Origin of the sequence: Phocaeicola fibrisolvens (assembly GCF_025567125.1) — a bacterium.
GTDB classification, from domain to species: domain Bacteria; phylum Bacteroidota; class Bacteroidia; order Bacteroidales; family Bacteroidaceae; genus Phocaeicola; species Phocaeicola fibrisolvens.
In genome coordinates, this window is record NZ_JAOQJI010000069.1 from 1,628 (window position 1) to 13,190 (window position 11,563).

Genomic DNA, 11,563 nt, shown 5'->3' on the forward strand with positions numbered 1-11,563 from the left:
AACCGTAACCGGTAACGATGTATGGATGACGGCATGGGAAATCGGAGAACTGTTCAATGTGACAACAACGGCGGTGAATGCGGCTATCCGGGCAATCCTGAAAACGGACGTGCTGAATGACTTTGAGGTGTGCCGGTATGTCCGGCTGGAAAACGGTCTGAATGCCGATGTCTATTCCCTTGAAATCATTATACCGATAGCGTTCCGCCTGAATACCTATTATACCCATGTGTTCCGTTCGTGGCTTTTACGGAAAGCGTACGCCAAAGAGCAGAAGGATACCTATATGCTGTTTGTGCCGATAGCCAAAGGAGGCCATTGCTGAGAACGGAACAAACGCAAGCAAGAACGGACAGCCGTCATTCGGTTGTCCGTTCTTGCTTTTGGTCGGAGGCTATCTGAAAGGTTTCCGATAGTTCGCTTCCAGTACCTCACGCAGTCCCGATTCGGGATACAGTGCCTTTCCACCTAAAATGATATAAGGCAGCAGCCGCTCGTTACGGTATTCCTGAAGAGTACGGCGGCTTACCCGTAAAAGATCTGCCACTTCCTTGTCTGTCAGGTACACCTCACCGTCAAGCGGCGGGCGGTAACTCTCCAGAAACCCGCTGAGCCATCTGGAGCTTTTTCTCATTTTCTGCAATATGGAAGCGACCTTTTCGTCTTCCATCGTGATGATTTCATTGTTCTCATTCATGTTACTTCGGATTTAGTGGTGAATATTCGGTTATTTGCCGCTGGGGTGGATTATGCCTACAAGCGGAATCAGCCGCTTGACCTCTTCTGGCTTGTAGAAAAACTTGTGCCCGATCTGTGAATAGCCGATGAATCCCTTGTCACGCAGTTTCTGCAAGGTGCGCTGGCTTATCCGTAACCGGTTACACACTTCGTCGCCCGTGAGCCAACGGGCAAGGCGTTTCCCGTCCCCCTTGCGCTGCAAGGCGGTCACTTTTTCCACAAAGGCGTCCCACTGCACCATCAGTTCCTCGAAGGTCTTTTTCTCAATAGATACCGTTTCCATAAGAATTTGATTTTAGTTCCGTGCAAAGGTAATGACGCAGGCAGAAAAAGATTCCATATTCTGCTAACTGGCAACTTGTTGCGCCGTTTGTCCGGGTAACGGAGCCATTTCTCAAAAAAATCTCACGTGAACCACGTAGTGAGTTGTTAAAGCCCCTTTTGTTTATTGCTGAACTTTGCCGCAGGAACAAGAAAAAAAGACAGAACATGAAAGTGATAACGATGGAAAGTTCCGCATACAAGGCAATGATGGAACAGATAGCAGAAGTGGCCGGCTATGTCCGTGAAATCAGGGAGGCGATGAAACGTGAAAATACGGACAGGCTTCTCGACACGAATGAAGCCGCCAGAGAACTGGGCGTAAGCAAGCGGACCTTGCAGCGCATGAGGGATGATCACCGTATCAGATACGTGGTCCTGCGGCGCAAATGCCAGTACAGGCTCTCGGAAATCCGGAGGATACTTGACTCCCATACCATCCGGGAGGACGGCAGGACACTCGATGAACTGCACCATAACAGCAGACTGCCCACCGGAAACGGCAGGCAGCCGAAAGGAAGGAGGACATGAACATGGAACTGCTGACAAAGAAACTGTTCGAGCAGTGGATGGAAACCATCCTTGAAAGGCTTGAACGTCAGGACGAGATGCTGCTTGCCCTGAAAGCACCGGAAAAACGGGAACACACGCCGGACAGGATACGGCTCTTTGACAATCAGGACCTGTGCCTGCTGCTCCAGATAAGCAAACGGTCACTGCAACGCTACCGCAGCACGGGAGCCTTGCCCTACAAGATACTGGGCAAGAAGACCTATTACAGCGAAGATGACGTGCTGAAATTCCTGTCGGAACATGTAAAGGACTTCCAAAAGGACGATGTCGAGTTCTATGCCTGTCAAAACCGGGGTTTTACGAACTTATCATCAGGAGATGTAAACGACAGCCCCGGAACCGAACGACGTATGTCTTTATAAGCATATTCTTTTATCAGCGAATAGTCGGTGGCATCTAAGGCATAGTAGTAATCATCTTTGTCTGTCGAACGTTTCACAGTCCAATCAAACATGTTTCCGAAAATGGTCAATTCATCTTTTGTGGGGTCAAAAGCAGGAATGGCAGATTTGATGACACTCCCGTCGCTCTGAATCACATAGAAATGATGTCGGCTGTCTACCATGTATCCTAACGTCTGACGGCTGCGGAATTCGGTGATGAAGACGTATTCCGGACGCACATTGTCGGGCAGCCGAATGGCTTTTACATACGGACAGCCTTTCGTACATTTCAAGTGAAACAGTTGGTGGTTAGCGTCCAGCACCAAGTATCCTTCGTCGTAATCTTTACGGGTGGTAGGATTGCCCGAAGCATAGCTGGCGGGAAAAACAAAACCTTTTTGGAGCAACATGTCGGTAAACAGCTTGCTTTTCGGTTCGTCTATCCGGTTTGTCTCCATGCAGATAAACTCAATGCCTTTACCGGTAAAACGGAAAGCGTCATCGGGCATCTTCAGCTCCACCCGCTTGGACATCGATTCCATCAGGAAATAAATTCCCGTTTGGGGAGCGTTGATTGCCGAAGGCACACTTTTAAAGGTAAAGTTTGTCATTTGAATGTCTTTCGGGCTGACTGCTTTGCCGCAAATGGTATCGGGAAAACGCTCGTCTGCCGTAAGCTGACGCACATAAAACGAAGGAAGCAGGCTGTCTACCTGTTGCTGCGTATAGGTGTTTCCCTTTGTATCGCTGCGTCGGATTTGCTTGTTCGCGTCCGTCTGAATGAATATGAAGTCGCCCAAAACCGAGCTGTACATCGTAAACGGGGTTTTCACCGGTTTGGCTGTAAAGAATGCGTAACACCACGGCAACTGCCATACCAGCAGAACCGCCACGGTGAGATAAAGAAATATTTTACTGAATCGAATCATCTTTGTTTCATTTTTTAATCATTAATCAGTCTTGTTTACCGGCTTTAAACCGCACCACGGAAATCCATGAAAGCGAAGCGATGAGCAGCGTGTACAGGGTCAGCACGGGCAGGAAGCTGTTATAGGCCTCGGGTGCCGGAGCCAAGAAGTAGATGCGGCAAATCAATGCGGCAATAATCAGATTCAGCACCCGGCGTTTCCATGTGGGTTCCAGACAAATCCACGCCACGAACAAATAGCCTGCACCACCTGCCAGAAACCACGGAACTGCCGACAGCAGAATATGCCGAACCAACTCGCCCGTAAAGTGCTGGGGCAGGTAAATGCCCATGATGATGAAACTCGTGGCGAAACATGCAGCCAGCGCAAGCAGCCCGAAAGCCAGAATAGCCAGAATCATCTTCTTCTGCGAGTAAGGCAGATGCAAAGTCAGCTTCAAGCACTTGCGTTGCATTTCGGGAAAAAACTGTACGGCTGCCAGCAGGATACCGGTAAGCAGCGGAACATATTGCAACAAATCTACAAATATGGCATCTTTCTGAACCATAACCACCCACAGATGGTCGATTCCCTGCATGGCTATCACGCGACTGACGCGAAGCATGGAGTATCCCGTGATTCCTATCATGAACAGGGTGGCCAACAGCAAATACCAGCGTGTTTTTATCCACTCTTTATAAAATATGGCTTGTATCATACGTTTCTCTTTTTCTGTTTAATGTTAATACTTTCCGGTAAGCCCGATGAAGGCGTCCTCCAGACTTACGTGTTCGTACCGCAAATCGGTATAGGGGACTTGCGACTGTTTCAAAAGTCCCTCCATTTCGGCAGGCGGAAGGAAAGAATGGGTTTCCAGTGTCTGCCGAATCACCGCCGGATGATAACAGCTCTCCGGCAAGTGAGGCTGATAGCCTTCGGGTACGGTACAAGTATATCGTCGGAGGTTCTTCATCAATGTTTCAACAGGCTGCTGGATAAGAATAGAACCGTAGTCCATAATGATACAGTCATCAATCAGCCGCTCCATATCCTGAATAATATGAGAAGTCAGGAAAACGGTTTTATTTTCAGAGCGGGCATAATCGCGCAGATAGTCGACAAAAAGCCGACGATAGCCGGGGTCAAGCCCTAAAGAGAAATCGTCTAAAATCAAAAGTTCGGGGTCTTGGGCAAGAATCAGCCCCAACGCCACTTGCGAACGCTGCCCGTTCGACATGCGCGAGATGCGCTGCCCCGGAGCCACTTTCAGCTTATTCATCAAGTCGTAATATGCCTCCTTTTTCCATTGCCCCGGATAGAAAGAAGCATAAAACTTCTCTATCTGTGTAATGTTCATAAACTGATACTGAACATGCCCTTCCAGCAGCAAGCCGATGTTCCGGCGCAGGGCGGGATTCATGGTTTGAATATTCTCTCCGAATATGCGGCACACCCCTGAACGCGGTTGAAGATAACCGCTCAAAATATTGATAGTTGTTGTTTTCCCTGTGCCATTCTTACCCAGCAGTCCTAAAATACGTCCCTGAGGTACATCGAAGCTCAGGTTCTCATAAATTTTACGTTTGCCGTAATAATGAGTCAGGTTTTTACATTCTATTATTGCACTCATTCTTTATATCTTTTTCCGTTTTTTGATACCTTGAAAAATTCTACCCATAGGACGAACCAACTCTACCCATAGGACTGATGAATTCTACCCATAGAACCGACCAATTCTACCGCATGAATTTTACAGGACTAACCGTCACTGATTCCTCCCTGATTATCAACAAGTTTTAAAAACACGCAAGGAAGATGACCGGTATTAGAATACCGATGACCAGTTCTATACCTCCCCTGCCCCATAATCCCTTCGGCCCTTTAATCATCACAATGCCGCTGAGGGTGATTAAAATCAGGCAGACAGCAAAAGCATCGGCAAACCAAGTCCACCATTTGCCGGGATTAAAATGAAGCTGCACCATCGGGGAGATGAGCGGACGGCGCTTCAATCCTTCATACACCGCATCGTTCGTCCGGGTGTCAATCACCAAGCTGGAGCCTCCTTTCAGGAAAACTTTTATCCTATCCGGTTTCGGGTAATAATATTTGGTGAAATTCTCCGCTTCGTCCAACGGTTCCAGCAATGCCAGAATCACCTTGTCATTCACCTTGTTTTTGTCAGACAAGTCCGCTGTTACCTTATACTCTTTCCGCGTAACCGTATAATGAGGATTTATGCTATCCCGATGGTTCATTACGAGACCTGAGACAGCATAAATCAGAATCATTCCGGCAAAGAAGAATGAGAGTTCGCGATGAACCGTCCTACTCCATTTGCGAAACGCCGCTCCTTTACTCTTGAATTTCATAAGAACTTGCTTCCAAGTAATAGAACGACAGGTAATCTTTTCCGGTAGCTGTTTTTCTTTCAGCTATCTTCGCACGGAAATCGGCAATGCGTGCTTCGGGAGTATTCGCTGTTTCGCCGCGTGCTTTCTTCTCCGAATCACATCCGGCAGCCGTTTCGCCATGAGATTTTTCGGTCTGCGCTTTCAGCCGGCTTTCCCAGTTTTGCAGATAAGCCTCATCAACGCGCTGCTCTTTCAATGTTCCGGCAACCGTGACAATGGCATTGACGCAACGGGTATCAAACGAGCCTAACGGACCGGCTTCTACCCGGATCGTCTTAGTATCGTCGCTGCCCATCAAAAACATTTTCGTAGCGCCATGCTTGCAGGTGTGTGTACAAATCCCCTCAATCGTTACCTCCTTGTTTACCAGCGAGTCGGCATCCGAGAGCAAATCATCAATGCTTAACGCCGACGGAGCAGCCTGTTCCGTTTGTTCAGACTGACTTTGCTTATTACTGTTTCCACAAGAAGTAATCATTACCATAGCTGCCATAAAAGCGGCAGCAACCATCAATTTAGTTTTCATACATTATCATTTTTAGTTTTAGAAAAAGACGCCCAGTGAACAAGCGGCATACCGGGCCGTTCCGCATTTTTTATAATAAGTGCCCTGCCATTGGAATGACAACGACAAACTGTATTTCTTTATCGGATAGTTTCCCTGCAAGCGGACTCCTGCCCAGCCGTAACTGTCGGACAAGTAAGTGATATTCGCCAACAAGGTTTGTGCCGATGATTTCGAAGTATCCAATCCCGGCAAAGCATATTCAGCCGAGAGGTTGGCGTAATAACCGCCGTTGGCTTCTGCCGCCAACTGCAAACGGTTTATCTGATAGTGCAAACGGGCACGCAACGAACCGGACAATGCCGACAGATGGACGAAACGAGACACCGTGTTGTAATCGGCCCTCCACCGATGACAAGTAACGTTAGGGATGATTGCTCCACCCCATGTCCGTTCACCATACGGGAGTTTCTCCCACAGTCCCTCTACCGAAATCCTGCTGTCGGCAATCTTTATCCCCGGCGAGGTACTAATCAGTGTTCCGTACGAACTCCCGCCAGCCTCACCGTAGAGATTTTCCGTTCCCTTACGGACTGTATATTTCGTTTTCAGCTTTACACCGAAAGTATTTCCCTTCCAAGAAGTCCGCAGCCAACTCACATTCCCATCCAAGTTTGTAGTACCCAGCTCCAGCAATGTGAGATTATTGGCACTGCTCAGTTTCTTATCCAGAGCCATGTGGTCCATTGAAACCACGGCAGATATTCCCTGTTCCGCATCTGCCGGCAGGATGCCCACACTTCCTTTCCACTGCATACCTTGATATTTTGTTCCGGTCTGATTCCCTGCAAAACGCGCATAATCCATCCCCAGCCCCAATACATGGTATACCGAAGTAGAACCTTTGTCGGCAAGAAACGAAATCTCACTGTTCTGCTGGTAGTACCGGAAATCGGCGGATACTCCTATACGATACGTACCCAAACGATAGCCTCCTCCTGCGGAGAAAGAAAGATCGGAAGCCGTATTGCGCGGACGTGGGTCTTTATCCCGATAATTATGAGAAGCTCTGTAACCTCCGGTCAGCCCCCATGTCCAACGCCCCGATTCATCGGCATATCCACCATTGAAATAATAAGTCTCTCCCTTCAGGAAACCACCTATTGAATCGCCTGTTACATAAGGAGCCACCAACTCCCAGTCGATGTTCTCGTTCCACAATACATTGTCTTGTTTCCGGCTTCGGTATCCGGCAGACCCAAACACCCGATTATGCTCCGACAGAATAACAAACGAATGTACATCTACTCCGACGTGAGCATCGTTATCGCCTTCTTGCTTCAAAGCTGCCCTGCCCTTATCATGACGGACGGCGTTTACATCCACACTTGTCCACGTATACGGAGTGTAATAATAATACAGTGCCGGATTCTGCCATACTTCACCGCGAAATCCGGTTGCGAACGAGCCCATACGGATTACCTTATCAGGCAATGAAAGCGTATCGGCAACCGTTTGTCCGACGGTTTTCTGCACATTCGTCCCAATGAAAGCAACCAATAACGTTATAACTATTCGCATCCGGATTCGTATCATAAAACAAACAACAAAGATTTATTATGTCAACAAAAACGTTTCTGATTATTCGGCAAACAAACTCGGAGTGGCAGCCGGCGTGAAATCAACGGTAGAGTTGTTCGTGTCTTGCAGTACCTCGCGGTCATTGTCCGTATAAGCCACCTTACGCATTACACACTTGCCGATGTTTTCTGCCACGGTGTTATTTACGCCGATATAGGTATGCCCCATATCCAGTTCGGTAGCCGTAACATTCCACTGCCATTCATTGGTAGCACCGATATTCACAGCGTCTATCACCCATTCGTTAGGGAATTTATATTTGCTCTGAGGCTTGCTTACCGTTCCGCTTTGCAATACATACGTGTAGTCGTAAGTATAATCTGCGATATACTGTTCTTTCGTCATTCCTTCGGGCAGTCTGCCGATGGCATAAGCACGGTTACCCTGCTTGTTCAGTATCCAAATGGTCTTGGTATAGCAATAATAGATATCCATATTGGGAACAGCCGGATTGTCTACGTCTTGTTTCGATTCGATGTACCATTCAAAGTTGGCATTGCTCAGGTCGATGGAGTTCGGGTTAGCCTCTTTGTGGTTGATGGCGTTATCGCAGATAATAAAAGACTCTCCCGGTTGTATCGGATAATCTGTTCCGTTGCCCGGTACTACGACCACAGAACCTACCGCAATCGCTTCGTTCATGATATCCGGGTCTACCGACTGATATTTCTGTGTGGTGGTGAATTGCGATTCCATGAATACCAGTCCGTCTGCATACAGAACCGTATCCGAGTTGTTGTAGATGCGCACGTATTGGTCTCCGTTATACTGCTTTCCGGCCTCGTTATAAGTTCCGGGGAGGAATATTTCGGCAATCACGAAGTCGGCATCGCCTGTATTCACCACGTGTGCCGTCAAGTCCAGCTTGCACGAACCGCCCGAAACTGTCACGTTCTGCTGTACTCCCTGCACGTTTACCTCTACCGAAGTTCCGTTCTGCGAATATGTCCCCTTCCCGATGAAAGTAACGTTATATAATCCATCCGCTAACTGAATAAGGCTGGTAGGGTAACTTACATCGGTCTTAGCAGATGTATTCACGTTCTCGAATGTATAAGTACCGGAGGTTATCTGCAACCCCTCGATTGTTGTATTTACAGTGGCAGAAATACTTACGTCGGACATGCTTACTCCTTCGTCGTCACTACATGCGCTGAATCCCAATGCTGCCGCAAAGAGAACCGCCAGAGCTAATTGATTTTTTTTCATATTCATTACTTTTTTATTTTAGATTATTAAAAAGTCAAGTTCATTTCCATGCCGAAATAAGGCGATTCCGGTGTCCGGCGTTGCAATACTCCCCTCAAGGTGTAATCGGGATAAATGCCCAAGATGCGGTTTACGTAAAACGACAGATTCAGGTATTTACCGATTCGCTTGCTTGCCTTTAAGTTGACATCCATGTAGAAAGGCACGGTGGTACGTTCGAAATAGGTAGCCGAATACTTTTCTACCAGATGCTGCAACTGGATGTTTTCTGCATCTTCGGCACGGAAAGGATAGGTTTCGCCCGACTGGTCGATGTAACTTACCGGCATACCATCGTTCCACAGATTACGGCGATTAGTGTACCATGTACATTGCAGTGAAGTTGAAAAGGTCAAGCCCAAACGCTGGAGATAGGTGTCAAACATAAAGTTGGTATTAAACGCCTGACTTTCTGTTCCTTCTTCGCCCTCGTATAATCCAACGTATTCCAACTGCTTATTATCCAGCAAAATGGAGGAAGCCTTATATTTCGGAACGTCTGAGCTATAAATGTTTTTTATCCACGCCCCATACACCGTAACGCGGGTTTTCAGCAGTTCGATTCGTTTGGATGAGAATTGAAACTCCACGCCTTCTTTCTCCATTTTCATCACGTTGCCCACGGTAGAATATACGTCAAGATTATATTCGTCGGTATAAGCCAGTTCCGACAGTTCGGGAGGAGCAGTCAGCGTAGAGCCGTCAATACTCGACGGGTCATAGAGTTTATAAGCCAGCGATTTGTAATATGTCAGGTCGCCGAAACCGTTGTTCATCCGCTCGCGGAAGTAAGTAACAGACAAGCGATTCCCTTTATAGCCTATATCGGCGCGAACCTCCCACTTCCGGTTACGTGCCGGCTCTAACTGATAATTGGTATTGTCCCACTTATACGTCATCATGTTGATGCGACGGTAATCGGGATTGGTATGATAATAATTCAACTGAATCAAATCGACATACTTCAGGTCGGGGTAAAGCTGCGAAATGGTAGGCATACGGCTTATCCATCCCAAACCGCCGGAAAAAGTGATATTCCATCCATTGAATGCAGGCAAACGCCATTGCAAATCCAGACGGAGGTCGGGATATACCTTGCCTTTCATCTCGTATTGGCTGTCAAGCCCCAACAGCGACTGCAAGCGGACACCCGCCGTAAGAGACAGTTTATGGCTTTGTACGGGAAGATGTAAAACCTCTTCGGCATAGAAGGCAAAAGGTTGCAGCCCCGGCACGTCTTTAAAACGACGCGGACGGGTACTCATGCTTTCACTGATGGGGCGCGTGACGTCGAACACTTGTCCTTCGCCCAAATTCTTCTGATAATTCCACTCCACGCCCATGTTCGTCTCGTTACGCAACATGCCGACAGGAAAAGCCAAGCGGGTGCGTGCCGCAGCCGTAACGTATAAGGGCTTACCGTCGATTTCCATTTGTGCCACGTAATTGTATGGTAAATAGATACCGTCAGATTCTCCTTCTTCTTCCTGAATGGATATGGCTGCCGGACGGTTGAGGGAGACCGATTTCGTTTCACGCATTTTCTCCCATTGCTGGCTGACGGAGGTGGTCAGGTTTATCTCCCGTATCCATGAACGGTCGGGAAACTTCATATTCCATTTGCCTGCCACCTTCAGGCTGTTGAAATCCGACTTGTAAGCGTCTTCTTTTACGGTGGCATCCTTGTCACGTTTTGCATCGTCGAACGAACCGGTATAATCGGTACTGATATTCCAGTGGATGTTACGCTCGTTCCACAGCCACTTGCTATCCAGACGGGCAGACGCCGTGAAGCGCGTATAGTTTTTCACACTGTTGCGCGGGTCAATCTTTGCATCCAGATAATTGACATCGGCATTTAAAATATAACGTCCGTTGCCGTCCAGCCTGATTCCTTTACCTACCGAAAACAGTTTGCTGGTTTTATCGGCTTTGAAGCGTGCAGACAAGGGACTTTCGCTGGTTTTGCGCTGGATAATCACTGCGCCGTTCGACACGTTTCCGTACGCCACAGAAGGAATACCTCGGATAATCTCCACCTTCTCGATATTGTCGGTGGAAAGGGTACGCATATCCACTCCTTTCGCCATCGTGCTGGTGGCGTTTACGCTGGAAGTGCTGCCCGGCATGTATTGCAGGTTGGCATCTGTATTCAGGGACACACCGTCGACGAAAAACCCCACGCCCAACGAAGAAAGCGCCGATGTCTGACCGGTTTCGCGGATACGAATCAGGTTTGCCTGCCCCATCTGGGGGTCGGCCGACTTACCTCCGGGTACCAATTCCATCAAGTCGCTGAAACTGCTGGGCTGAAGGTGTTTCATCGCCGTGCGGTCGATTATGGATGCACTGGCGGCGTACTTCGACTCGGAAGCGGTTACAACAACCTCGTTCAGCGCCGTTGCCGAAGACTTTAAATAAAACGTTTCTGAAATATCCTGAACAACCTTTACTTCTTTTTCTACGGTATCATATCCTAAATACGAAACAACCACCCGATAAGTTTCGGGCCGGATGTGGGGGAGCTCAAAACGCCCGTTCGCATCTGTAATGCCTCCATAAGCAATTTGTTTCCCAACAAATAACTGAACCGTTGCATAATCTAACGTTTGATGGGTCTGTTTATCTAACACAACACCTCTAAACGCAAATGTCTGCCCCCATAAAAAAGAGACATTACCCAATGTTATGAACCAAAGAAGTACGTATATACTTTTGCAAACCATCTCATCCTTTATTTGGTTTACCTCAAATCCGCAACTACGCGCCTATATGATACAGAAGCGAAAATAATCTGCATCGTTAGTAAAAAGGGGGCACAGTGCATCGAAT

General features: G+C 47.8%; 13 protein-coding genes. 3 read left to right on the top strand and 10 right to left on the bottom strand.

Annotated elements, in window-relative coordinates:
• On the top strand, positions 1-325 hold a 325-nt coding region (locus OCV81_RS16640; protein ID WP_148331001.1), incomplete at its 5' end, for a RhuM protein.
• Positions 326-394: 69 nt separating this feature from the next.
• Here OCV81_RS16640 and OCV81_RS16645 read toward each other — a convergent pair.
• Together OCV81_RS16645 and OCV81_RS16650 are read right to left on the bottom strand one after the other, a co-directional pair.
• The gene (locus OCV81_RS16645) at positions 395-697 is read right to left on the bottom strand and encodes a helix-turn-helix domain-containing protein (protein ID WP_148330996.1); all 303 of its coding nucleotides are present in this window, start codon (positions 695-697) and stop codon (positions 395-397) included.
• Between the two features lie 30 nt (positions 698-727).
• The gene (locus OCV81_RS16650) at positions 728-1,021 is read right to left on the bottom strand and encodes a helix-turn-helix domain-containing protein (RefSeq protein ID WP_148330997.1); all 294 of its coding nucleotides are present in this window, start codon (positions 1,019-1,021) and stop codon (positions 728-730) included.
• A 206-nt stretch (positions 1,022-1,227) separates the two neighbouring features.
• On the opposite strand from OCV81_RS16650, the gene OCV81_RS16655 reads away from it, so the two are divergent.
• Complete coding sequence (locus OCV81_RS16655) at positions 1,228-1,590, top strand: helix-turn-helix domain-containing protein (protein ID WP_148330998.1); 363 nt, start codon at positions 1,228-1,230, stop codon at positions 1,588-1,590.
• A 2-nt stretch (positions 1,591-1,592) separates the two neighbouring features.
• Positions 1,593-1,994, top strand: coding sequence for a helix-turn-helix domain-containing protein (locus OCV81_RS16660; protein WP_148331002.1), 402 nt, complete (start codon positions 1,593-1,595; stop codon positions 1,992-1,994).
• Here OCV81_RS16660 and OCV81_RS16665 read toward each other — a convergent pair.
• From OCV81_RS16665 to OCV81_RS16700, 8 genes are all read right to left on the bottom strand, one after another.
• On the bottom strand, positions 1,916-2,944 hold the full coding sequence (locus tag OCV81_RS16665) for a DUF4857 domain-containing protein (protein WP_072546070.1): 1,029 nt from the start codon (positions 2,942-2,944) through the stop codon (positions 1,916-1,918). The two genes, OCV81_RS16660 and OCV81_RS16665, sit on opposite strands and share 79 nt — an antisense overlap.
• Positions 2,945-2,969: 25 nt before the next feature.
• Positions 2,970-3,641, bottom strand: coding sequence for a hypothetical protein (locus tag OCV81_RS16670; protein WP_072546071.1), 672 nt, complete (start codon positions 3,639-3,641; stop codon positions 2,970-2,972).
• A gap of 24 nt (positions 3,642-3,665) precedes the next feature.
• Positions 3,666-4,553, bottom strand: a complete 888-nt coding sequence (locus OCV81_RS16675; protein WP_072546072.1) for an ABC transporter ATP-binding protein — start codon at positions 4,551-4,553, stop codon at positions 3,666-3,668.
• Positions 4,554-4,719: 166 nt separating this feature from the next.
• Complete coding sequence (locus OCV81_RS16680; protein WP_148330999.1) at positions 4,720-5,295, bottom strand: PepSY-associated TM helix domain-containing protein; 576 nt, start codon at positions 5,293-5,295, stop codon at positions 4,720-4,722.
• Positions 5,279-5,863: a hypothetical protein gene (locus tag OCV81_RS16685; RefSeq protein WP_072546074.1), complete on the bottom strand. Its 585-nt coding sequence runs from the start codon at positions 5,861-5,863 to the stop codon at positions 5,279-5,281. The genes OCV81_RS16680 and OCV81_RS16685 overlap by 17 nt, the downstream gene beginning before the upstream one ends.
• 18 nt (positions 5,864-5,881) lie before the next feature.
• Positions 5,882-7,423, bottom strand: a complete 1,542-nt coding sequence (locus tag OCV81_RS16690) for a DUF6850 family outer membrane beta-barrel protein (RefSeq protein WP_394802555.1) — start codon at positions 7,421-7,423, stop codon at positions 5,882-5,884.
• A 60-nt stretch (positions 7,424-7,483) separates the two neighbouring features.
• Positions 7,484-8,698 carry a DUF4876 domain-containing protein gene (locus tag OCV81_RS16695; RefSeq protein ID WP_072546076.1) on the bottom strand — a complete coding sequence of 405 codons (1,215 nt, stop codon included), beginning with the start codon at positions 8,696-8,698 and terminating at the stop codon, positions 7,484-7,486.
• 20 nt (positions 8,699-8,718) lie between these two features.
• Entirely contained in the window at positions 8,719-11,457 is a 2,739-nt protein-coding gene (locus OCV81_RS16700) for a TonB-dependent receptor (protein ID WP_148331000.1), read from the bottom strand.
• Between the last annotated feature and the right edge of the window lie 106 nt (positions 11,458-11,563).